5 protein-coding genes are annotated in these 26,667 nt (G+C 51.9%); 4 read left to right on the forward strand and 1 reads right to left on the reverse strand.

Annotated features, from left to right (window positions below; genetic code table 11):
- Window positions 1–1,237: 1,237 nt before the first annotated feature.
- Window positions 1,238–7,147, forward strand: coding sequence for an autotransporter domain-containing protein (locus MXE39_RS09060; RefSeq protein WP_246978075.1), 5,910 nt, complete (start codon window positions 1,238–1,240; stop codon window positions 7,145–7,147).
- 11 nt (window positions 7,148–7,158) lie between these two features.
- Here the strand turns inward: MXE39_RS09060 and MXE39_RS09065 are convergent, their stop codons facing one another.
- Window positions 7,159–7,557, reverse strand: a complete 399-nt coding sequence (locus MXE39_RS09065) for a hypothetical protein (protein WP_246978074.1) — start codon at window positions 7,555–7,557, stop codon at window positions 7,159–7,161.
- 2,022 nt (window positions 7,558–9,579) lie between these two features.
- Between MXE39_RS09065 and MXE39_RS09070 the strand changes: the two genes are divergently transcribed.
- From MXE39_RS09070 to MXE39_RS09080, 3 genes are all read left to right on the forward strand, one after another.
- A complete protein-coding gene (locus MXE39_RS09070; RefSeq protein ID WP_246978073.1) occupies window positions 9,580–10,293 on the forward strand; it encodes a hypothetical protein in 714 nt (237 codons plus the stop codon).
- 669 nt (window positions 10,294–10,962) lie between these two features.
- Entirely contained in the window at window positions 10,963–15,267 is a 4,305-nt protein-coding gene (locus MXE39_RS09075; RefSeq protein ID WP_246978072.1) for a hypothetical protein, read from the forward strand.
- A 4,398-nt stretch (window positions 15,268–19,665) separates the two neighbouring features.
- Window positions 19,666–25,560, forward strand: coding sequence for an autotransporter outer membrane beta-barrel domain-containing protein (locus MXE39_RS09080; protein WP_246978071.1), 5,895 nt, complete (start codon window positions 19,666–19,668; stop codon window positions 25,558–25,560).
- The last annotated feature ends 1,107 nt before the right edge of the window (window positions 25,561–26,667 follow it).

Consider the following 26,667-nt stretch of genomic DNA (forward strand, 5'->3'; position numbering starts at 1 on the left):
CGATAGAGTTCTCTTATGTGACCTGGCTATGCAATCAGGGCTTCTCCATGGAGTGAAGATGGCCGTAATGGGCGGACACCGGCAGTGTGCCACTTCCTGCTGCAGACTGACTGTCAGAGACCATATACCAAAAGGCAAAAGAGGGATGTGTGGCCAGACGCATATATATATCTAATTTAGTGATGCAAACAGGGTGGCAGGCAGGGTTGCGAATTGGGCCTTAAGCTCCAGGAAGTTCTGGCAGGTGGACGTTAACTGACAGAAATCGTTTGTATGTTAGTTTTTGGCCGAAAAACGTAAACAGGGTGTAAATACGTTTACATTGAATAGATGTAAAACTATATATCTATAATCTAGATATGCAGAAATAGCAGGACAGTAATATAAAGAATACGATATTTATCAGATTTTAGCGGAGGTCAAACAAGGTCAGGAACAGCGTGACTTAGGAAAGTTGAAAAAGTTCTGTAATTTCTTAAATTATTTATGGTTATAGCATTGTATAAATGGTAAAATTTACAGATTGTGTTACCTGAACGCCTGCCTGTTATCAGGGCGGCGCAAAAGTTTTGCACTCACGTAAGACCGGACTTCATAAGACCTGTTTATACGGGGGCATGCAACTTTTGGGTATGATGAAAAACGTTTCCTGAAATCGTGCTCCTTGTACTCTTCCGGATAAAGTTACCGGTCATTAAGACAGCACTGGGCTCAAAGCTCAAAAGTGATTCAGGAAGTCCGCACGAAAACTGCCCTCAGCATACAGATGAAAACGCTGACAACGGCAGACAGATCTCAGCAGACCGACAAGCCTGATAATGCAGGCCCGAAGGTCAGAAAGCTCACCATTCCACTGTTTGCATGTGGCGCAAGCTGCGCACAGGGCAAACAGCAGTCCAGCCTCTTCACCATGTACATCAGACAGCCCGCCAAGCACTGACCTGCAAATGGCCAGTGTAATCAGGTTATATGTACAGAAAAAGGTAATGACGTCAGGTGCAGCACAGTCTGAGCGGACAGGAAAATTCGCCTTTTCATCACATCTGGTGATAACGGTTTCATAAGGCTGCAACAGCAGCCCACAGCCTCCCAGGCCGCAGGCGACAGAGGGTCGCACAGCCGTAACAGTGAGGCATACTGGTCCCTGAGACACGGACCGGGCAGCAGGAAGCTGCAGCGGAAGTGGATTAGGTAGACTACACCTTTGTTAATCTCTTATTTATAGAAACTGATTTTTATGAAGCAGACCAATAATGCCATCAAGTTCCTGATGGCTCAGTACCGCGCCATTTTCAAGAGCGCCTACATCAAAGGCATTGCTACCGCCACTATCCTCACCACCGCTCTGGCCGTCGGCCAGGCCCAGGCTGCTCCCCCGGATCTTGCTACCTTAAACAAGGACACCACCATCGATAAGGCTGCTGATCAGTTAAACGTTTCTGGTGATGTCAGCAATACCAATACATTTACCCTCACTATTGCTTCAGGTGATAACGTAATTAAAGGACCTGCTGCTCAGGCTTCAAAGCCGGTTTCAGTTTCATTAAGCAACGCTACCTTTCTGGTAAACGGTGAAAACACCACTCTCCAAATTAAGACAAGCACCAACGAGGGAGCTACTTTAAGCCTGAAGAAACTTGATATTCAGAACGGTGCTGTGACCGTATCTGGTAATAACAGCAAAGAAGCAAAGATTGTTGCTGAAACCATAAGCATGTCCTCTGATAAGGCCAAGTTAACCGTATCTGGCGACCACACCTCAACACTCGGTGATGCAACCAAGACAGTCTACGACCTGAAGAACGGCGCAACCATTACCATCGGTAAGTCCGGTGCTATGGTAGGTAAGAGCATTCTGTCTGATGGCGGTAAGATTGTGTTTGCCGGTTCAGGCTCAGGTCTGCAGGCCCCAATGTACCTGGAAAAGGACACCAGCGGCTCTGCTCAGAAGCTGGATATCACTGTCAGTGGCAATGCTACTGATTCCATTTCTCTGGCTGGTAAGGCTGCCGACAACCGTGGTGTACTGCATTTCAAGTCCGGTTCTACCATTGACTTAAAGGCTGATGCAACCTCTGGCGGTATTCTTAACATCGCTTCAAACAACAAGTTCGGCTCTATCGTAAAGTTTGATAAGGGTGTGACCTTAACCAGCACTGGTTCAGGCAAGGGCGGTTTAATTAACGTTTCAGGTACTGCTGCTAATGGCGGTACCAGCACCCCACAGAGCCTTTCTGAGATTCACACTGATGCAACTGTATTAACTGATTTCCTCAGTGGAAAGGGTGGTGTTGCAGGCGCAATTGACTTAAAGGCTGACTCTGCACTCAAGATCATCGATGATGTTACTGTTGATGTAGCTGCTGGCAGCAACAACGTAAGTGGCACAACAGTAAGTCTTAATGTCGCTGGTGTGGCTTCTCAGGCAACTGCTGCTGCAGGAAAAGTCAATGTATCTGGAAAGTCAGAAATTCACGCTAAGAACATTGTGGTCTCCAAGAACATGGGCTCTGACCTCAACGACAAGCTCGTTCTTAAGGCTTCTGACACCCTGACTCTTGGTGGCAGCAACTACAGCGGTACAGCTACTTTTGGCTTCTCCGGTGCTGAGGCTGTAAACCTCAAGATGGAGGCCAGCGGCGGCACTCTGACTCTGGCTGACAACGTCACCCTGCGCAGCCTGACCACCAAGGAAGTGGAAGGCAAGACCAAGGTCGTAGCCGGTGAAGGCAAAATTGAGGGTAATGCACTTATCTCAGGTGGCTCTATCATTGTAGATGGTGGTAAGTACACTGCTGGCGGCACTCACACTGTAAAGGGCGGTACCATCAAGGTTCAGAACACCGGTCTTGGTGGTACTCTTGCTGACCAGTCCAGCCTGAAGCTGACCAATCTGACTATTGATCTTGGAACTGCAAACGGTGCAATAACTGTTTCCGGTTCTGGTTCTACTCTCGATCTGAGCGAAGCCACTATTACCGCAACTGATGCGGCTACAGCTCCAAATACCAATAACAAGAACTTCAACTTCAAGGCTAACGGCTTAGGCTCAGAGCTGAAGATCAAGGGCGAGAAGTTTGCTGAGCTCCTGAGTAACGAGAATTCAGGCTCTATCTTTACTGTTGATACTGGTGGTAAGGTTACCCTGACCGGCGAAGCCACTGTTAAATCTGACAAGCTATTAAAGACTGTAGGTACTGCAAAGACCGGTATGGTATTTACCAACGGTACTTTAAATGCAGTTGAAGGCCTTACCATTGAGAGTGTTAGCGCAGCTGATGGTCTCGATCTTGGCCAGAACGGTAAGATCCAGGCCGGTACTCTGACCATGAACCTGTCAGAGACTGATGCTGCTGATGAAACCAAGACCCTTATCGTAAAGTCTGGCGCTTACACCACCCTGGGTGACATGTCTACCAATGCCAAGAAGGGCTTTGTATTCTCCGGTGCCAACTCTGTTCTGAATCTGGGCACTTACGAGGTAGATACCTCTGTTACTGACAAGGTTGCCTACAAAGGTTTATCCTCAGGCGGTACTGTTGGCCAGGCCGTAACGCTGAGCGGTGCCTCTGCCATGAATGTTCAGTATGGCAACTGGAATGTTTCCGGTGAGTTAACAGTTTCCGGCGGTGCTCTGACTGTTGGTAATGCTGACACCATCAAGGACAAGAACGGTAACGTCCTGACTGCTTCCATGTCTGCCTCCAACCTCAATGTTGTAGATGGCACTGTCAGCATCAAGTCCGGCTCCTCTGTAAAGGCTACTCAGCTCACTGTTGCAGACACCAAGAAGATTGAGGTTGATGGCAGCCTGACTATTAAGGGCAGCTTCAAGGCTGGTGATACTGGTGCTAACCCACCAACCACTGATACTTATGGTATCAAGCTGAGCAATGACTCCATCAAGGTAAATCAGGGTGCTTCCTTAACCTTTGAGTCCGGTGATGCTATTACCAAGGCTCTGAATGCTACTGAGTCCAATGGCAAGATTACCTCCTTTGATGTTAAGACCGATGCCTTTGCCTCCGGTGGTGCTCTGGTTTCTCAGGCCGGTTCTACCGTAAACCTGAGCGTCTTCAAGGAAGGTACTGTCATTACCAAGGAAGCTATCAGCAAGCTGACCACCGGTCTGTTTGGTGAGAAGTCCTCCCTTAACGGTACTGTAAATCTGGGCAAGGTAGTCTTTGACGGCCTGGCTCCAACTGACAAGGGTACTGTTTCCTGGAATGATGCCAAGGATTTTGGCAACTACCTGCCAAACTATACCAATGACGGCCTGCTCAACGCCAAGCTGACTGATGTTAATGGCGAGACTATCTACGGTAACTGGGGCTCTGCTGAGGATCTGACCAAGACCAGCGGCAGCATCAAGTTTGCTGAGAATGCTTCCTTAAACAATGCCACTCAGGTCGGTGAAGAGAAGTACTTCGTAGTCGGTTCCGGCGGTGCTCTGCTGGGTATTGACGTTGCCAAGGTTGGTACCATGACCCTGGCAAACGGCGGTAAGGCCGGTGCAGTTAAGCTTGATGACCTGGCTACCCTGATTGTTGACGGCAAGGCTGGCAACACCACCGCTCTGAAGAACATTTCCGGTGGCGACACTGCCAAGGTAACCCTTAACAGCGGTATTACCGAGGTTGCCGATGGTGTTAAGGTTGGCTATCTGAGCATGAATGCCAAGGAGCCTACCAAGCTGACTGTTGGCAAGAACCTTCAGCTGACCAATGCTGACAAGGAATCTGTCCTGTCCGGTGAGGTTGAGGTTAAGGGCAATGTTGACCTGGCCGGTAAGACCACTTTCGGTGGCAAGACCGTAGTAGGCGGTACTTTCACCGCTGCCAAGGATGTAACCTTTGCCGGTGAGGCCAATATCACCAAGGGTCTGTTAAGCCTGAATGCTGACGGTTATGTTGCCGGCGGCTTCCTGACTGCTACTGAGGTCGACCTTAAGGGCGCAACCTCTACCTTATATGTTGGTAACGACTCTATTTCTGAGGGCGACAACAAGCGCAGCAGCGCTACCGGCTATGCCGAGATTGACAACCTCAACCTCAAGGGCGGTACCCTCTTTGTTGACCCTGATTACGGTCACAGAACCTCCGTTGCTGCCGTTTCTCACTTCGGTTCCAAGGTAACTGACGCCAAGAATGCCGGTACTGTTGAGGGTAAGGTAGTTGTTGGTAAGAACGCTGCTCTGGCTACTGGTGTTGACGTTGATGTCCTGGGTATGATGGACTTCATTGACCGTTACCAGATTGGTGGCTCCCTGACTCAGGGTGCCGGTTCCATCATGTACATGGGCAATGTTCTGACTGTTAAGGATGGCTCCCGTCTGGTACTGGATGCTGTTAACAAGCAGAGCGATGTTGAGGCCGAGCTGGGCAAGGCTGCTGCCGATTCCAAGTACTCTGCTGTATGGAGCGGCGGTTCTGAGAAGATTGCCTCCGATCTCTACATGAGTGCCGGTTCCATCATGGCCATTGATGAGAACATCCTCAAGGATGGCAAGGCTGTTCACTTCGACAAGGATGATGCCGCTATCTACAGTGAGGGTGGTAAGGTTGTTCTTGAGAGCTCCGCTTTCATCAACAGCCGTGACATCGTGCTCTTTACCGATAAGGGCATTGGCGAGAATGCCGGTGTTAAGGTGCTGGGTGTTGCCGGTAAGAATGACATCGAAGTTGAGTCTCTCAACGGTCTGATGCACTTCACCCTCAAGGCCGGTGAAGTAACCAAGGGCCAGACCCTGAAGTTAAACCGTTCACGAGTTGACACTGCCTTCTCCGAGGCCTCTGCCCCAATGCGTACCTTCTTAATCAGCTACGCATCTCTGACCAAGAACTGGGAAGATTTCTACCAGCAGGAAGAGGCCAAGCCTGAGGCCAAGCCAGAAGAGAAGCCTGACTCCAAGCCTGATGCAGGTACCAAGGCTGTAGCCGCAGCAGCACCTGCAGCTCCAGCTGTAGTTCAGGAGCACCTGATTGATCGTGAGGCCTATGACTTTGAAGCCAAGTTCGATAAGGATAACAACCTCGTAGTTCAGCAGGGCTTTAACAAGAATGACTTCGTTGTTGTTACCTATAAGGAAAACGACAAGGAAGTTAAGAAGATCTTCAAGGTAGCCAGAAATGAGTTCCTCGAGAAGGTTGTTCTTGATACCAACGGTCGTCCAGCTGACGTAGCTGCACGTATGGGTGTATTTGCCGGTTCTGCCGAGGCTGCTCTGATTGCCGGTACTGGCACCTACGAGGCTGTTGCAGGTCGCTTTGGCATGGGCCAGCAGGGCCAGCTGATGTCCTACGCCAACAATGGTCAGGGCACAGCCTTATGGCTCTCCCCAATCTACAAGGATCATGATTCCGACGGCTTCAATGCTGACGGCATCTCCTGGGGTTCTGACGCTTCCTTAACCGGTTTCGCTCTGGGTGCTGATTACACCCTGGATTCCGGTCTGCGTTATGGTGTAACCATCAATGCAGGTCAGGGCGACTCAAGCGGTCAGGGTGCTGCTACCGGTGTTGAGGGTGACTTCGACTACTTCAGCCTTGGCGCTTATGCCGGCTTCGTAAGTGGCCCATACTCTGTAGTAGGTGATCTGTCTTACAGCGTAGTTGATTCTGACGTTAAGGCTTCTACCGAAGTCGGTAAGCTCAACACCAGCTTTGACACCACCAACTTAAGCATGGGTGTTACCGGTCAGATCAACCTGAGCGTCAATGGTCTGGACATCGTTCCTCACCTTGGCTTACGTTACACCCGTCTGGATATGGACTCCTACGATGTAATGTCTGATTACGGCCGTGTTGGTTCCGTAACCACTTCATCTGCTTCCATGTTCACCATTCCAGCCGGTATCACCATCTCCAAGGAGTACTTCTCTGAGGAGTGGAGCTTCCAGCCTTCCATCGACTTCAATGTCACTGGCTCCTTTGGCGATGACAGCCTCGATGGTTCTATCCACTGGGATGGCGTAGGCAACTTCGACGTCAGCACCAAGACCGAGTTCACCGATAACGTAAGCTACGGTGTACTGGTAGGCTTCGGTGCTCAGTCCGAGCGTCTGTCCGTTGGTGCCGGCCTTGGCTACACCACCTCCAGCTCTGTTGACGAGTTCAGCTTAACTGGTAACCTGCGTTACGCTTTCTAAAATATTTTAGATTAGCGTAAGCTCAAAAGGCTCTCCGCCAGTGCCGTGCACCGGCGGAGCAGCTCCAAAATCAAAAGCCCCCTCAATCTCACGACCACTGCGGCCGTGTCATTTGAGGGGGCTTTTTCATTTATGCCGGACCAGATATCCAGCATCAGCATTTCATCGATTTTGACCACAGGACGGCTGCCAAACAGAAAACAGCTTTCAAAATCTGCGACCCACCAGCTCTCAACCGGCCTCCACATGCAATTGGCCGCCCTGGCGGCTTTCCTGCGTGAATTTGAGCCTGTCCGGCCAGCCTGCAGACAAAGGTAGCGCCATACCTGCTGGCATTCTGCAGGCGACACCTGCCATTGCGGCGGACGACCTGGCGTACCAGGAGCATTGAGGATGTCAGTGCTAGCCATGCCACAGTTGACCAGGCATCTGTGTCGATGCCAGCACCATGGGACTGCAGCTCATATTTGGCCATGTGGGCCATACGTACAGAAACGACAGTTGCTTTGGGATGCACAGTTGGGGCGGCAGTCACCTCTCATACTCCCTGGCAAATCAGTACTGGTAAGATCCCGAAGGCACACGGTCTTTGTAAACACCAGTCGAAGCATCTGTTTCTTACCCTTACCCTTACCCTTGCTCCTGTCCTGCAGCCACCTTAACCACACTCAGTCTCTGTGGCTCAATGCTCAGCCAGATTAGTGCTTCCCGCCTTCCACTTGTCCATAAAGCCATTCATCCATGCATCAAACCATCAAGCCAGCATTCCATCCATCCACCCATCCATCCATTCGTTCGTTAGTTTGTCCATTCACTGAGTCTGTCTCTCTTCTCAGCTGAACAGCTGAACAGCCAGACAGCTTGCCTGTCAATCAGTCAGTCAGTCCTTCATCCATCATCAATCGCTGCAGTTGTCCATTAATCGAACCATACATTCAGCCTTCGTTTCCGCCTTCAATCAGTTATTCAATCTTGGTGCAGACGTCCATCCGCTGGAAGCACCTGCTTCAGTTTATTCATCTTTCTGATGCAGAGCAGACTGGAAGTCAGGATGCCAGGCGGCATGTTGAGCCATCTGGGTCAGGCGGAGTTCAGGGGTGGAGCTCCTGTGCCCCAGGAAGGCCTGTATGGTGCTCCATTGTGGTTATAAATACCTTTTTCATAAAAGGAGCGCTGCGTTTTTGTTGCAGCTTATGCCCGGCAGCGTGATGCAGGTACAGTGCTGAAGATAATTTTGCTGACTGATATCAGTGGGGCCAATATAATCATTAACATGTATTCGATGGCACTCAGTCCAGACAGCTCTGCAGTTCAATGCCTGATCTGGTCCGAGCCGGTCCGGGGCTGTTCTGTGGCTGTAGCGGCCCTGCCATACATTGGCGTGCGAAGCATGCCCTTGCAGGCAATGCCATGCACGTCACGGCACGGCATACCATGCTACTGGCAGCTGTAGGTCATGGTCGCAGGGACTGTCCTGTGATGAGATCAGGCTAAAGTCTGCCCTTTATGCCTGCCCGGACATGTGATGGCTCTGGCAGTCTGCCACGTCTTGTGCTGGCCTGCTATGCCCATAGCCATGGCCATAGGCATAGCCATGGCTCTTGTTCTGACTCTGAGTATGTCTCTGGGGCTGGCTCATGACAGGTGGCCGCCCATTGCAAAGAACCATGACTGTGGCCCAGCCCTGTTGTCCCGGCATCTCACCAGAGCTTACCTGGTTCGGCCAGGTCAGATCCACGCCATTCCATGCCTTGCAAGGGTGGCTTGCTCTGGCATGGCGGGCTTTTCTGGGAGTCTGAGGGGTGCTGGTGGCTGCTGAGCCGGCTGTTTTGGCACACAGCTGCAGAGCTGGTCTGAGGCTCAGGGGCTGACCATGCAGATCTTGCAGCCGTAAGGCTGTAAGGACTTACTGCTTGCCGGGCAGGGCTGCGTTCTGAGCCTTTGCGGTCATTTTGCCTTGCTGATCTTGCCCTGCACTGGCTCTGGCTGTTTTTCGTTGCTGTCAGCATGCATGCAGACTCGACGCTCCAGCTGTTTGACAGGGCCGTATGCTTACATACAGTCACACCTCAAACAGGCCTGTGAGCGTGCAGCCGGGACTGAGTGCGGCCAGGCAATCACACGCTCATAAGAGCTCGCCTGTCTGCAAGCCGCAGCTGCGCGGTCACGCTTTTACAGGGACGTTGTGCAAGCTGGCATGCAGGCATGCAGGCAGGCATTCAGGCATGCATGCTGGCACTGTGATATGCCGTACTGCTGGCAGCGCGGCGTGCTGTGCTGCGGTGTTGCTGAGCTGTTGAGCTGCTGCGCTGCTGCAGTGTTGTGGCATTCTGGTTTTGTGGCATGGGGCTGGTGAGCAGGCGGCGGAGCTGCGAATACTGGGGCGGGAACCTGGTGTGCCTGCCTGCGATGATTGTTCTAACGGAGGGGATATGATTAATAAGAGAGTTGTGGCCGATCTGGTTGCCGCCTATAAGAAAGGTTTTAATGAGTGGTGGGGCTCGGAGAGCCACAAGCTGCAGGCTCTTAAGGAATTTACTGAGAACTGGGACCTGAGCAGTGATGATTTTGTGGGCATGTACGACAAGGCCACTGCCAGTGCCGATCGTCTGCTGCCGGCTGACAAGTCATTCCCAAGTGGCATGATTTCCTGTATGGCCCGCATGAACAGGGAGCGTACTGTTGAGGCTTTTACCGTGCTTTATGATGAAAGCCAGCCTCTTGCTGAGCGTATTGATAATTTCAAGAACTGCCTTGACCGGCTGCTCAGCCACTTTGCTGTAGATAACCCTAACTGGGTACTGCACTATAAGGAAAGCCAGAGCTTTACTGCATGGCTCTTCCTGCGCTATCCGTCAAAGTACTACCTCTACCAGCAGGAGCATGCCTCAGATTTTGCCGCATGGCTGGGCAGTAATTTGCGTATGACCTCCAGCTCCCGTGGTGCCGATCTGGCAGCTGTCTATGCTTTCTTTGATGAGCTCAATGCCATACTCAGGGAAGATGCAGAGCTTGTTGAGCTCAACAGACAGCTGCTTGCCAAATGGGGACTGCCTGATGACAATCTGCACACCATCACCTGGGATCTGAGCTGCTGGTTTGCCCGCAGCGGCTACCGCGCCTCCATGACCTGCTGCACCTGCTGACGCAGCCTAAAACCTGATGCTCCAGGTCGCCTGCCACAATGTCGCAGGCAGCAGCCTGACAAGCGGCCAGGACCCGACATCCTGCAGGCAGCAGACTGGACCGGCCGACTCCATAAGTTCAGGTCAATGGCTCGACCAGCTGGTCCATGACCCCGATGCCCGTGACAGCTCACTGTCACGGGCATCGTCATCAATGGCTGTCATGCAGAAAAACTGACCATGGCTCTGTCTCTGGCAAGCCTCCGGCACCGCCGCTGACATCTCTGCAACGAAGCTCAGCGGCCATCTTCTGAGCCTTTATCTGGCTGCTGTGCGGGCAGCCGGGTCTGGGTCACTGAACACAGCTCGCCTCTGTGCTGCGCAGTACTGCACAGTGGGACTGGCAGTCAGCATCACGTATGCCTGGACTTTTTACTGAACCTGCAGCTCTGCCTGCTTTGGTGATCTGGGCTCTAGGGTATGGTTGTGGTGGGTGGTGGCTGTGCCGTGACATTGGGGCGGTGCCTGGTTGTGGTGGGGCTGTGCCGGGACATTGGGACGGGGCATGGTTGTGGTGGGTGGTGGCTGTGCACGGACATTGGGACGGTGCCGGGACTTTAGGCCTGTGCCGCGACTTTGGGGCGGTGTGCTGGTATGATCTGTACAGTTCCATTAATGGAGAGTACAGGAATGATTGATGTCAAACTGCACGATGAGCTGATTGAGCTTTATGAGCAGCGCGATTATGTAAGTCTGGTGCAGAAAGCCCAGCTTATTGACCGTTATAACCTTGATGACAGTGAAATCATGCTGCTTGCAGCAGCATACTATCATCTGGGCTCAGTGCAGTCTCTGTATTTCAAGGCTGGAGCTGCCTTTTTGATTCCTCTGGAGCGCAGTTCTCTTAACACCTATCCTCAATGGCATTTCTACATGGGCATGTGTCTGCATGAAATCTGCAACTATGCCCGTGCTTTCCGTCATTTCAATGAATTCCTGGCCATGACTGCAAGCTTTAAAGATGAGCTTATCCGCAGTCAGCGCAAGGTGGTGGAAAACCGCCTTAACAACTGTCAGGCCTTTTTGACCCTGCCTCTGTTCAACAGAAGCTTTGTCCGTCGCGTCAAAGATTTCTGGACAGCCTTTGACAGCCTCATTCCTGTACTTTCCATTTACTCTGACCGTCTTTACCATGCCTGTCATGAGGGCAGCCGTGGTGCTTCCATTGCTCTGCACGATTATCAGAGCCGTTATCGTGAGGCTCTGGAGCAGATTAAGCTGCACCTTGGCAATGCCTTGCCCGGTCAGAAATTCTCCCTGCGCTTCCTGCCTTTTAAGGGCCCAGGTGAGCCCAGGTTTGAGCTTATCTTTCCGGCTGGGCCTCATCTGAGCCGCCTGCATGCCCTGCGTTATCTGGTCAGGGCCGCTCAGCATCTGCTGCGCCATGAAAATTATCTGGTATGTACTCTGGGCATTCCCTGTGATACTACCTGGGAGTGCTCCCTTGGTGGCCTGAGAGTCACTGCCGAGGATGTCATGGTCTACATTGACCTGAGGCATGAGGATAAGGCCCGTGCCACTGGCGGCACCGTAGTTAACTATCAGATCATGCTCTACAGCCCACGACTGAGTGGCTGTAACGATTTGCTGCGTGCCCGCGTGCTCGAGCAGCTGCTGTACCACAACTGTGGAGAGCTGGGCTGCAATATGTACTTTGATGAAATCTCAGTACTTGACGATGCAGACAGAGCCGGTCTGGACAAAATCATTGACCAGTATGAAAAGTTTGTCCGCCTTGAGCGTGCCGCCGCAGCTGCTGTCGCCTCAGGCGACAGCGATGCGGCAGCAGAGCTGCTGCGCAGCTGTCTTGCTGAAAATGCCCTGTCAGACTTAAGCAAACCAGACTCTAAGAGCACTCATACCGGCAAATCATACTGTCATGAGACCACCATTGTTGGTAATCCACTTCTAAATGCCCTGACCTCGGATTTTGCTCAGGAGCAGGTCAGAGCTCAGTCCCAGCCGCAATCTCTGGCCATGGTTATGGCACAGAGCCAGTCTCAGTCTACATCTCTGTCAAGAGCTCTGGCATCAGGCTACAGTAAGACCCATTCAATGAACAGGTCTATGGGCTATGGCCACTCCAGCTCCTATTCACTGTCAAGAACTCTGTCGCAGGGACGCTCTTCACCGTATTCACTGGCCAGTTCTCTGTCTAAGAGTCCTGTAAAGTCACACTCGCTGTCCCGTGCCGTGGCAAGAAACCAGTCGAACTCTTCTGGCAGAACCCGGACCGGATCGCTGAGCCTGAATCAGTCCAGCTCTATGGGAAGAGGCCTGTCCAGCGCCTTTATCAGCAGCCAGTCCAGTGCCTTTGCCAGCAGCCCGACCAATGCCTTTGCCAGCGGTCCATCCAGTGTCCTGAGCAGGGCCCAGTCCAGCTACAGTTCCACCAACAGGTTCAAGAACAGATCCACGTCCAAATCTGCATCCAAATCGAGAAATACGGACCGGCTGGGCTCAAATCCAATGTCTGCTCCTCCATCTTCACCTACAGATACTGCCCTGCCAATGACTCATGATCAGGCCAGAATTGCTGCCATGATGAAGGCCAATGCTGAGAGAGCCAAAAACAAAAATGGAGCTAATGCAAGTGCCGGCTCTGCTGCAACCGCAAAGTCACAGGCAAATGACAGGTCCCGTGAGCAACAGCTGCATAAGAGCCGCCCATGGTCCAGTCTCTATATCAATTCCCATAGAGCCTCTTTCTGGTCAGATGACAGCGATGATAAGAGCAGTGAGACAGGCTCACAGAGCAGCATCAGCATCTCTGGAGACCAGGGCACATCGGGCAGTAAGTCTGCAACCTCCTCCAGCTCCAGAACTGGTGCCAGCGCCATGGGTACAGGCATGGACCAGGTCTCCAGCGGATCAGGCAAGGGTACAGACAAGAGCAAAAGCACCGACAGGAACAAAAGCGGTAAGCGTCATGACAGGCATGGTAATGACCGCAGTTCAGATCATGGCCGCAATGCTTCGTTTCACGACTATGACAGTCTTATGGAAGAGCTTAGTGCCCAGCTCGATGCTGAGCTGCAGGCCAAGACTCAGAAAAACGAGGCCGCAGCTGCAGCTGCCGCTGCCCAGGCTGCTGCCCCAGCCCCTGACTTGGCTGGTCGCAGCCCGGCAGCGTCATCCGGCACCAGCTCCACAGCCGCGCTGCAGCCTAAGAGCAGCTCTGCAGCGGCTGCTTCAGTCTCTGGCTCAGTACCGCAGGCCGGTTCATTGCCTTTATCAGCAGCCTCTGCCCCATCATCCTCATCCGCAGGGTCAGCTGCCTCTGTCTCAGCCGCAGTGTCAGCACCTGGGGCAGGCACTGGCTCAGGGTCATGGAGCTCCACAGCCCATACCTCAGGCAGCGCTGCTGACAGTATGGAGGCTTTTATCAATGGTCTGATGTCTCCATCACAGGGGCTGCAAACTGCTGAGGATGATGCCGGACGTTCTAAAGCCGATGAGGGTCGTGACTCACCATTGCCGGTGGGCAGCTGTGAGATTGAAAGTGCAGGCAGCAGCGCATCAGACAGTGCCACTGCCAGCACTGACGTCAATGAGACTGACCGCAACCAGAGTGCCCTCCATCAAGGCTCTGCAGGCGCCTCAGACAGCTGCGATAAATCCGGCAACTCAGGTACTGCGGCTTCGTGTGGCAACGCCAGCACTGACGACACACATGCAGGACAGGATGCCACTGCCACGTCTGATGCCCATGCCTCAGCTGTTGCTGCAGCCGGCACCTCCGGTAGTAAGGACAAGTCAGCCGGGGTGGGCAAGTATACAGGTTCACAACCATCCAGTGCCGCTGTAGCAGCAGTAGAAGCACTGAACGATAACAAGGCCGCCCTGGAGGCTGCCGGTGTGGACGCCACTTTACTGGTCGCTGCAACAGCCATGATTGCAGGCACTTCTCTGGAGGCTATTTCCGGTTCACATGCCAGGGGCTCAGACGGTAAGACCGGCAAAGCCTCCGGCAACAGCAATGGTAATGGCAATAGCTCAGCTGCCGGAAAAGTCGCAGCTGGAGGTACAGATAAGAGTAAGGGCTCTGCCACCGACTCAGGTTCAGTGCCTGGTGGTGCTGCAGCCAATGCTGCCGATGCCTCAGCCGACGCCGCTGTCTCAGCAGCCGCAGCAGCCGATGCCGTCAAGGCTGCCATGGATTTATTCCAGGGAGTTCAGGACGGCACTGCTCCCAAGAACCCGTTACCGGCTGATGTTGCAGCCCAGCTCGCAGCTCTGGCATCGGCTGGCAACAATTCTGAAGGCTCTTTACCTCACTATGTATGTATTCCGCTTACCAGACTCAATGACTTCATGATGGAGCGTGGTCTGCCGGTACAGGGAGTTAATTTTGAGGAGTACTGGGCAAATAACAAGCTCGACTTCTTCTCTGACATACTTTATGAGCGTGAACCAGTCCCTCAAAGCGAAGAAGCCAATGCCATTGAAGAGAGCATTGCCCTGCGTCTGGAGGCCTTCTGGACTGTAACTACCTGTTACGAGCTCGAGGACTTCATGACCGAGTTTGACCAGAGTGCCACCATGTCATGCTATGAGTGGGGCATACTGCCATGCTATGCCACCATACCTATGTGCAATCTCGTTGGCCTCGATGAGCACTTCATAGGTGAGGACAACCGCATCAGGGAGGACAGGCTTGATGAGCTCAAGCAGCGTTGTCTGTGCTTCCGTGAGGAGTACATAGGCCGTCTCAAGACCGAATGTGGCCGCTCTTCATTTGCCAGCACCGGCATTGCCCTGAGCCATGAGTATCTCTTTATTGACTTCCTGCTCTGGGATCCTTTCCGTGTGATGGGAGCCGTGCACAAGGTCACCGAGGAAATGGAGCTGGTCGATGCCGGAATCCGCAGCTTCCACCCGTACAGCAACGAAATGGCCGCCGAGGACCTCAACTTCGAGTTCCCGTCAACCTGACCCCGGCACACAACCAGGCATCCCGGCAGCCAGGCAACCGCCAAATCCATAGCCAAAGCAAAAGCCAAAGGCCGGCACTGCCCAGCCAGGCCCAGCAAAGCCCACCCAGGGCAAGGCCACGGCATTACAAACCTTCAGCCCGGCTGCGCCATACCGGGGCCGCTGCTGCCGCAGCTGCCACGTCACCACTGCCAGCTTAAAGCTGCAAACCCGGAGGCACCCTGCCAATGCCCCGTCACGGCAACAGTAATGGACTGTCACCGCCACCGCCACCGCCACAGCTACAGACAGAGCCACAGGCATGGGTATGGGATCAGGCACTGACCTGAGCAGTGGCATGAGACGGGCTACACGTCAGAGGCTGGTATTGCCATGACCTGTGTCCTCCATGCTGACGCAGGGTGGTCTATGAGTTTCAATGGCTTCAAATGCTCCTGTGGCCATGGTAATGGCCATAGCCATTACCTGACATGACAAAATCACTGATCACCAGGGCCGGACCTGCCAGAAGCAGGCCCGGCCCTGTCATATCTGTTCCCAGCAAAAGGACTTGATCCCAGACAGAGCATCACCTTGGTAATGCGCCTTATGCTTTACAAAGTAATTTAGAATACTATTGATGGCGTAGCAAGGGATGGGCTGGCATGGCGTGACGTGAGAATGGGGTGAATTGAGCTCACTGAGTTGAGTGGGGTGAATGGTGGGAATTAGTTTGCCTGGTTGAAAAAGTTCAGGAGTTGATAGAGTGGAAAGAATCGCTGGTCGACCCGGGGAGTGATTGGGTTGAAAGCAGGCTTGAAATGGATTGGAATGGAATGAGATGGGGTGAATCAATGGGACAATGAGTCGTTGAGTCCTTTAATCGTTGAGTCGTAGAGCCAATTAAGCAATGAGCTGAGGAATCATTGAGGCCATAACGGTACTTACGGAATGACTGCGTGAGGGGTTGAAAGCACGAATAGTCACATGCATTGACTGAGTTTAAGAAATACACAACTGCAGAGAGGTATTAGCCTCTCTGGGGGGCTACGGACCGCAGTCAGGTGTTCAGGTGATGAATCTGGCTGCGATGTATAGAGGCATGGGGATCATAAGACGGACACCTTTGCCCCCACAGTCATCAGTAAGGCAAAACTCCTTTACTGCTGCACAGCTGCCCCTGCAGCGGACAGCTGGATCCTGGAGTTAAGTACCAGCTGTCATGGGGAAGCATGGGGGTAGTGCCACGGGACGGTCCAGTCCTGCTAAGTTTTAGCGGTAATGCTGGTGCGACAGCATGTATGGGACAGTTGCTCTCTGCGCGTCTGGGAAAGTCTGGAAGCTTCGGCTCTCGTCAGGTGTGCCTGACTGCTCCAGCTCTGGCTGGAACTGCACAGGCAGATACGGCACAGGCTGATACGGATCTGCGCTGGTACGGTACAGTACAGCTCGTTACGCTTCGCTTTGCACTCGTGGGGCTTTGCTTTACTGTGAGGAGATTTAGTCCAGGCAAAGCTGGTAAGCCGGAAAAGGCAGCCATGTGGCGATTTTAGACTGCTGCATGAACCGGGAGATTATAAGGACAGTAGGGAAGCCATTATCTGGCTTGCAGGTGCTTGAGCATGGGCAATAGCATCAACATTACCATGAAGAAGAGCATCATCATGACCATGAAGCTGCAGATTCTTAAGGCAGGGGCAGGATGAGAGCAGAGATAAGGAGCCGGACTTCAGGGAGTTCAGGTGCCGGGCAGCAGGATCAGTCAGGGACTGGATCAGAGAAAGCGGGAATAAAGACAGGATCTGAAGTGGGCGGCCTTGCAGGTGCAAGGGCCATTTGAGAGGGGCTTAGAAATGCGGGGCCCATAAATTAAAAAAGCAGGACCCGAAGTTGCCTTCAGACGCTGCTTTAGAATACTGGACAATTATTTCCTGTAATAGTAACAGATCCGGTAATGCGTAACCGTAACATGGCTCACAATATCGCAATAAAGAAAGGCAAAATCACCCAATGATCCCGACAGGCAGTGCCTTTTGAGCTCCAAAAGTCCTGGTTTACCGCCATAATTGAACAAAAGCTCGTTTTCAGGCTGTCCATTACCAGGAAGCTAAACCACCCATCCGCAGCATTGACCTCAAAAAGTCGCATTTAAAAGTACCGTTTCATTTCTCGCTCTGCCTCAAAAAGTACCCATGCCTCACCGTAGCATCATGACAGGCAGAGCTATGAGCCAGACTTTGTGCAGCCACGGAGCAACACAGCTGCGCCGCCGCCGCAGGCCTGTTTGGCTACAGCCCATAAAGCAGATGACCAGTGAATCAGGTCAGTCAGCACAGGTTGGGCGGCATCAGTCACAGAAACTGAGAGGTCATGGAGCCAGGGGTTGAACCATAGAGTAGTGATGGCAGTCAGCAAGCACATACCTCCAGCTCTAATCGATTTACATCATGGCTTCTGAGGGGATAGCCATCCCTGCCACGGCATTTATAGCCATGCTGGGGAGTCAACTGCCAATGTCATGATCTTGATGACAGCTGCCCCAGCTCCTGGTCAGGGCTGGTAATGGCTGTGCAATCACAGGAGCCGTTATGGGGTGCGGCTTTGTGTGCATTGCTCATGGACCAGTTTGACTTGTCATACAAGTTAAATCGAGCACGCATGCTCTGCTGAGTAGACAGAAATTTAGTCAAAAGGGATACCAATGGTATTGGTAAGAGGGTTTTGGGGGTTGTAAAGAGGGACAGGACGTTATTGGACATGGTGATGCTAGGGCGTGGTGATGAAAATTTCTGAAGAAAAAATGACCGTGGAACATAGTAACTAGGATGGGGCTGCTGATCTGAATTTTTTGAGGATTGTTCCACGTTGCTGACACCATGCATGCAAAACAGGTGTGTGATTTTATTTGTCCTCATATAGATTAACGTCTTGCATATGAATTTTCTTTGCACAATAATGCGGGGGAAAATAACGCACCAGGGGCTGTTTGTATCTTGACGCCCCGGTGCTGCGGCGCTGTGCTGTTGCCGGGTCTATTACCCGGTCAGATATTGCACAGCTGCATTAACCCTTAGCACTGAATGAACCTCCGGTTTATCAGAGCAGATGGGGGCAATGCTGTGCAGTAAGCAGGCTGTTCTCTGGTTTGCATTGAGGGCAGCTTACTGGCCGTAACGTATATGATCTGTGCACTTCTTTTCAGAAACAGCCTGCTCTCTTTAGCATGTGAGTATGCAGGCTGAAAACAGCCCTGTGCCGGGGCACTTTGTAAATCAGGAACACGGCACTTTCCGACAAATGTCATAAATGTTTATCCAGACCTTTTGACCTTGTGCCGTACAGTGGAGAGGACTGTGCTGCAACTTTCAGTACCTTATTCCACGGGCAAAAGCTGACACCATAGGCTTTTGCCTCAGGAAAGAAAGCAAAGAACTTCTTTCCTGTCAGGCTTAATCATTTCTTATCTCAGTCGAAGTCATCACTTTAATCAGACATAACAGTAAGATTCTACAGGACCATTGTGTCCTGCAGACAGAGCTATTATGGCCACTGGCCACAAGGGCACTGCCCTCTTGCTGTACCTGTCAGAACATGGTTGTTTTCTTATCAGAGACTCAGGGCAATCTCATTGTCGTGGGGCTCTGTGCAGCTCAGCAGTGCAGCCTAAGGCAAGCAGGTTGTAACACGCTGCCTGCAGAATGCAGCTGCATTAAGACTGATGTCCGAGCAGGGCTGTCAGAGGCTTATGTCTCTGACCGCCACTGTCAGACAACAGCTCAAGATGCACTGACGAAAATGTCAGAGCTCTGATACCAGAGGTATCAGAGCTCTAAAGGTGAAAGTAAAGCATCTGTCAGGCACATTGTGCCCTTTCACCTGCCAGACAGTAAAAACCGTGGCCTCAAAACCACATTCAGGACAGCCTGGTCATGCCAATACCAGTATTGTCCTGATGATACTGTCATTACCCGCCTCGATTTGAGATATCTGCCCTTTGCATCAGCAGCAACAGCTGCAGTGATTCATGAAAGCCATATCAGTCACCAGGGTGGCAGTATGACTGTCCATAGATCGATTGCGCAGCCTTAACCGGCTGAGTCACTCAACTAAAAGGCAAAGTAAAGCAGAAATCAGCCAGCAGCAGCCCCTCAGGCCGACCGGTCTCAAAAGTCGGTCCAGCCTGAAGCCTGACAAAACAGATGAAAAACGTGCTCCACTACAGGTGGGGCTGAACGAAAAACGCCTGCGGAACCTTTATCCTTGTGGTCCGCAGTGTCCAGACATCATCCCTGAGCAACAATCAGCCGCCATCACCTGCGCAGCACCGTCATCATATATGCCGGTGTCAAACGGGTGATGCAGCTGACCTTATCTGTTCTTAGCGAAACATGTCTGGTCAAGAGTATAAACACACACAAAATGAAGTTATCTAATAACGCCATCAAATTCCTGATGTCACATTACCGTGCCATCTACAAGAACGCCTGGGTCAAGGGCCTCGCCACCGCCGCCCTGTTAACAGCAGGCCTGACTGCCGGCCAGGCAGCTAATGCAGATGCTCTTACAGATCTTTCAAAGCCAGCTGGAAATGTTGTAATTACTGGAACAGGTGGTGATAAAGGTCCTGAAAACTGGGAGTCATTAACAGTTTCTGGCGATAACGCTCTTCCAGCTCCAAAGGGTGATATTACTATTACCGGCGGAAAGCCAGCAGCAAACTACATTAAGCCAGGTACTGGCAACAATGCCACTCTGACCAGCACTCATGATTTAAACATTGCTTCTGCATCAGATAATACTGTGGGTATTTCCATCGGTGCTGCAAATTCTAAGTCTATCTCTGCAACATTTAAAAACGTAAATGTTTTCAAAGGCGCCGTTGAACTCAATGCAAAGGGCTCTGGTGAGTCTGGCTCTCTGCTGGCTGACACCATTACTGTTGGAAGTGGTGCTGAACTGGCCGCTGGCGATGCTTCAATCACTGTAGGTGCAAAGTCTGCTTTAGGCAAAGACCTCAAAGAGGGAGCTCTTTCCGGTTTAACCTCCATTACGGTTAATAAGGGTGGTGTACTCCAGACTGCTAAGCTTGAAAGCAGCGATCAGAATGATGTTGAGAACATTACTGTTAAGGCTGGTACTTTCAACATTAATGGTGGCGCATTTACCCTTAACTCCAAGGATGATGGATCCAAGGGCGCAAAAGCTGCACTGAACCTGGTTAAGGGTCAGATGTCAGACGGCAGCATCACTGTTAACAAAGGCAGTGAGCTGACTGTAAGCTTCTTTGACGCTGGCAAGAGTGTAAAGGACGAGGCTGGTAAGGAAGTAGCCCGCAGCTTTGATATGACTTCTGGTAGCGTTACTGTTAAGGGTGCCTTAAAGGTATCTGGCCAGGGCGTTGTCTCAATGGCTGATGAGGTAGCATTTACAGGTGCTGATGATGCTACATTTACAGTTTCAGGTGCTGATACTGGTAAGAATCTTACCCTTAAGGTCTCAGGCAACCAGCTGACTGAAATTGTTGGTGCATTAAAGCTTGATACCAAGAACGCAGTTCTCTCCATTACTGGCTCAGATACCCTTGATCTCGGCACTTTAACCTTTGCTAAGAGTGCTGCTACAAAGGGTAGCATTTATGCTCAGGCAGGTACTTCTGTTGAAGCCGAAAACGTTGCTGTTACCAGCAAGGTTGAGAATGCTGACTCTGTTGCTGTAACCGCTACTGGAAAGCTGACCCTCGGTAAGGCTGGTGCTGATCTGGCAAATGGCGTTGGTTTTGCCGGCTTTACCGCTAAGAACGTAGAGTTCGTAGGCAAAGATGAGAATACTGCATTTACCTTAAAGAAGGGCCTTACCCTTAAGAGCACCAAGGAAGTTGCCCAGGCAGACGGTACCAGTAAGACTGTTGCCGACTCCGGTACCATCATTGGTGATGTAAATGTAGATGAGGCCATGACCATTGATGCAGGTATCTACAGCACCAGCTCAAGCTTCGCTGTAAATGCCAAAGAGCTCAAGGTAACCTCCAATGGTGACGTAGCCTCCGAACTGATCATCAGTGGCGGCAAGATTACCCTGTCAGATGCCGATGCATCCAAGTTAACTGCTTCTGGCTCAAAGGCTGTTATTGATCTTACCAATGCTACAGTTGAGAAGACTGACGGTAAGACAGGAGCTCCTGTTGTTACTGCAAATGGCGGTACTATCAAGATTACTGCTGATGGTTTAAAGGGCCTGATTATCCCTAAGACTTCCGGTAACAAGGGTGCTAAGGTAGACATCAAGAGCGGTGGTTCTGTTCTGGTTGATGGCGCGGTTGAACTGTCTAAGGACCAGATTGCAGCTGCTGCAGGTGCTAACGGCGGTATTGCTGTAGGTGACGGTGGCAAGCTGGTAACTTCTGAACTTCTGATCACTGGCGCTGATGCCGGTGTTGCCGTAAATGCTAACGGTAACGTTCAGGCTGACGTCCTTACCTTTAAGAGCGCCAATGCTGACACCTCCAAGCTCGGTGCTGGTAACTTCGTTGCTGTAAACAGCCTGTCCTCTACTAAGGGTGATGGTGCTGTTTCTGCCATTCTGGTTTCCGGCGGCAAGTTAACCCTCGGTTCTGCCGACGGTGCTGCTGATGCAACTGGCGAGCTTGGTTCATCCCTGAAGATTGGTGATGCTACCAGCAAGGGTAATCTGATTGTTGCTGGCGGTAACTGGGCAGCTTCCTCTCAGGACGTTACCCTGGACAGTGGCAGCATCGTAATTGGTGGTCAGCTGGCTTCTACTGCCAAGCAGGATGATCCATTCACTGGTGCTTCCCTGAGCGTTAAGACCCTGACTACCAACAAGGACACCTTAACTGTTTCCAAGGGGGCCAAGCTTACAGCTGATACCTTAGTTAACTCTGGTGCAGCTATCACCGTAGCTAACGGCGCATCTGCCTCCTTCAAGACCCTTGATATGTCCGCTGGTACCGGTACCCTCAAGGTTTCCGGTTCTGTAAGCGTACAGGGCAAGGCCGCTCAGGCTCAGACTGCCGCTGCTCCTTCACAGCCTCAGCCACAGCCACAGCAGCCAGCTACTGCTGACAGCGTAAAGCTGCACGCCGGCTCCATCACTGTTTCCAACAAGGGTGATCTGAGCTTTGGCAAGGACGCTGTTGCTGCTATCAAGGTAGGCGCAGCAGGCACTGCTCTGACTGTTGATTCCGGTAGCTTTGTTGATGGCTCCATCACCGTTGATAAGGGTGGTGTCGTTAACATGGCCTTTGGTAAGGACGATGTCTTTACCGCTGAGAAGCTCGTTGCCCTGCGTAAGGTATTTGGCAAGTCCGGTACTGAGCTTGTTGACGGTGTTATCAACCTTGGTGAGGCCCAGATCGCTGGTGTATCTGACAAGATTACCAACGTTTCCGGTACCTCCAGCATCAAGTGGGATGACATCTCCGGTGTATCTGACGTCTTTGCTGACACCACCAATGAGCAGCTCAAGAACGTTGTAGTAACCAACGTTGATGACAGCTCTGCTATTCGCGGTAACTTCGGTTCCATCAAGGCCAATGCCGGTACCAATAAGGTATGCATGGCTGGAAATGCTACATTCAGCAATGCCATGGCTAACGGTGGCAACTTCGTATCCGATGGCACCAAGGCTTTAGGTGTTGAGGTTCAGTTCGGTCAGCTCGGTCTGAACGGTGCCGGTAATATCGGTAAGGTTGACCTCAAGGGCGAGACTTCCCTGCAGATTGCTGCCGGTGAGGCTGGTACTGTAAATGTAGCCGGTGACGTAAAGGGCGCTTCTGGCACCATGATCGTTACCACCGGTAAGGCTGCTGTAAGTGGCAAGCTCGAGACCAAGACCCTGACCACTGAGTCCGGTACTGCTGTATCCGCAGGTGAGCTCAAGCTCGGCGCTGGTGAGTCCGTAATTGGCGGTGATCTGTCCGTAACCAAGAACGCCACTCTGGCTGGTAAGACCTCCGTAGCTGGTGCTCTTAAGGTTGACGGCACTCTGCAGGCTTCTGGCGACTTCGCTGCTGCCGGTGATGTCACCGTTTCCGGTGCTTCCACCTTTGGTTCCAAGGCTGAGCTGGCTGGTAACAACACCATGGGTGAGGTTACCTTCAACGGTTCAACTGACCTGACCAAGGGCAAGACCACTGCCGCTGCCGTAACCCTGGGCTCTGCCTCTGGTGATGCTCTTGAGATTACTCAGGGCGCTACCCTGACTGCTGCCGCTCTGACCGGTAAGTCCGGTGCTCAGATTACAGTTGGTACTGCCGGCACTCCAGCCGCTGATGGCGTTGCCGCTGTTCCTTCAACTGCCGGTTACCTCTTTGCCAAGACCGCTCAGTTAAAGGGTGCTTCCATCGTTGCTGATCCAGACTTCGGTACTGCCAGCACTCTGGTTGCCATTGATACCTTTGCTCCAAAGATTGACGAGACTGTAGCCGGTACTGCTGGTAAGGTTGACGGTAATCTGTATGCCCTGCGCAATTCCGTAATTGCTCTGGGTACTGACAGTGCTGAGGTTATCAAGAACGACCTGCAGAAGTACTTCGATGCTGACGGTTCTCTGGATAAGGACGGCATGGGCGCTGTTGCCTACGTAGTCAAGTCCGTAACCATCGGTTCTGGCAACAAGGTTGTTGTTGACAAGACTGCTACAGACAAGACTCTGTCTGCCAAGCAGGCTGGTTACGGCACCGCTGACCTGTACCTCGGTGATGGTTCAGTTCTGGCCGTTAAGGATCAGGCCCTGCTCAAGGCCGGCACTGCTGCCGTAACCTTTGAGAATGCAAATGCATCTGTTTCCGTAACTGACACTTCACGTGTTGTTATTGCCGGTAATGCTTTTGCCGCTCACAAGGGCATGAAGCTCTTTGGTTCTGCTGATGCAGCTGCCGGTAAGGTAAACCTGAACAAGGACCTGCTCGTTGAGAGCGTAAACGGTCTGTACAACGGCGTTCTTAAGGCTGGTGAGGTACAGGGTCAGGAGCTGGTGCTCAACTTTGACGCCCGTGCCGCTCAGGCTCAGTTTGGTGCCGTTTCCGGCCCTGTATACCAGACTCTGATCACCTATGGTCAGCGTGCTCACAACCCGGCCGCCACTGAGGAAGCTGAGAAGGGCGTTCTGGTTGGCGATCTGGCTGTAGGATTTGCTTTACAGAGTGGTAAGGTTGTCAAGGTTGACGGTGAGACCACTGTTGAGGCTACCGACAAGGATCTTGAGGACGCTGGTCTGAAGGTAAATGGTCTGACCAACTACACCGTAGTTGGTGAGAACCTCTACTACACCGCTGATAACGGTATCCTGAACTACGCTACCGGCAATATCGGTGCTGCCATTGACGCTGAAGTAACTGCCCGTCTGGGTGACTTTGGTGGCATGGCTCAGACCGCTATCAAGGCCGGTGCTTCCAGCTATGAGGCCATTGCCGCCCGTATGGGCGTTGGTGCCGGTGCTGCTGTAACTGCCGCTGCTACCGAGGGTAACACCCTGTGGGTAACTCCAGTTTACAAGCAGGCTGACTCCGATGGCTTTGATGCTGACAACAAGACCTATGGCGCTGACATCAGCCTCTACGGTGTAGCCCTTGGTGCTGACTTCACTGTTATGCCAGGTGTTACCGTTGGTGGTATGTTCAACGTAGGTTCCGGTGATGCTGACGGTCAGGGTCTTGGCTCAGGCGTAAGCAACGACTTCGACTACTACGGCTTTGGTGGCTATGCTGCTTACCAGGCTGGTCCTCTGGCCGTAATTGGCGATGTAACCTGGACTTCTGTTGACAATGACGTAACCGGCAATACCGGTCTGGGTCAGCTGTCTGCCTCCATGAAGAGTGCTGCTCTGTCTGTTGGCGTAACCGGTCAGTACCAGATGGTTCTGGGCGGCACCAATGTTACCCCACACGCAGGCTTACGCTTCACCAACATTGATATTGATGACTACAGCGTTGCCAGCGCTGACGGCGTACAGGCCGACTACGCTGCTGACAAGCTCAACATGTTCTCTGTACCTGTAGGTGTAACCCTCGACAAGACCTACACCTTTGATGCCTGGACCGTTAAGCCTGCCTTTGACTTAACCTTAACCGGCAACTTTGGTGATACCGAGAACAAGGGTACTGTTTCCTGGGCTGGTGTAAACAACCTGACCACCGAGCTTAACTCTCAGGTAATTGACAACTTCACCTACGGTGCTACCTTCGGCGTTTCCGCCACTAACGGCAGCCTCGGCATGGGTGTTGGTGTTGGTTACACCGGTTCTTCCAATACCGATGACTTTGGCGTAAATGCCAACGTTCGTTACACCTTCTAATTTACGGACTGTAAGCTGACCCTGTCAGCTCCAGAGGCTGGCAGCTGTGACTGCCACAGCGATAACATTCACATCTGTGACTGTGTTGCGTGACATAATCCTGCTGCCTGCCCTGTTCGTAACTTTCCTCCTGCCATCAGGCAGGAGGGTTGAGGTAATTCAGGCCGTCTCACTTATCCATAATGCATTAACTGCAGGATAAGGGAGACGGCCTTTTCATTTTCAGTTTATGATCGACCTGGGCTTTGATTTTGATCTTAATATATACCTATGAAAGCCTTTTATAACGTTATTCCAGCGTATTTGAGTTGTGCCGTATTATCGCTTTATATTCAATATTGGAAAGTATATCTGCAAAAGTTAAGAGGGCCTGTGATGCAGTTGGCAAAGGTCATGTCCGTGTCTCTCTGCAGCAAACACAAAACTACGGCACCGGACATAATATCGTCTTACCTGACGGCGCAAACTCAATTCAATCCAACCTGATCCGGGCTGACCCTGGCTGATGTGACCAGCAAGGGCAAGTTAATCAGCTCTGACACGACCGTCCAGCTCGCACCGTTACAGCCTGAATTTATCTCCATTCCATCTTAACTCCATCGTTATCTGCAGCCCATATCCATGTGCTGCCCAGTCTCTTTGTATTCCTGACTCTGTTACTGTCTGTGTTTGCGTCATTATCACTTTTGCTCTGTAGCTCCATTTGTCCTGTCTGTTTGATTGAGGGAATGTACCGGACTCCAGCTCCAATTGCGTTTCTGATCCTCGTTCAGTTCAGGCTCAAAGTCTTGTTATACTGATCCTGACCCCTGACCCCTGACCCCTGACTCATGGTCAGGCTGTAACCAGGATCTCCGTCCTCGTTTCTCAGTGAGTCTTAAGTGTCTTATGCACACTCACTCCTGGTTTTGAGATTCTGCGGAGGCTTATCGATTCCATGAGCTCGGCAGTAGAGCAAGTCCTGTCCTTGCCATCATCCTTAGCGCGCTTTGTCATACCATTCCTTTCCTTGTCATGTCATGCCCTGTCATGCTGCGAAATGCTTTCCTTTTCCATTTATATTTCATTGTTCTTTTCTATGTTCCTTTCTCTTTCCAATGACTTATC

This window comes from Anaerobiospirillum sp. NML120511, assembly GCF_023050955.1.
In the GTDB taxonomy this organism is placed as follows: Bacteria; Pseudomonadota; Gammaproteobacteria; order Enterobacterales; family Succinivibrionaceae; genus Anaerobiospirillum.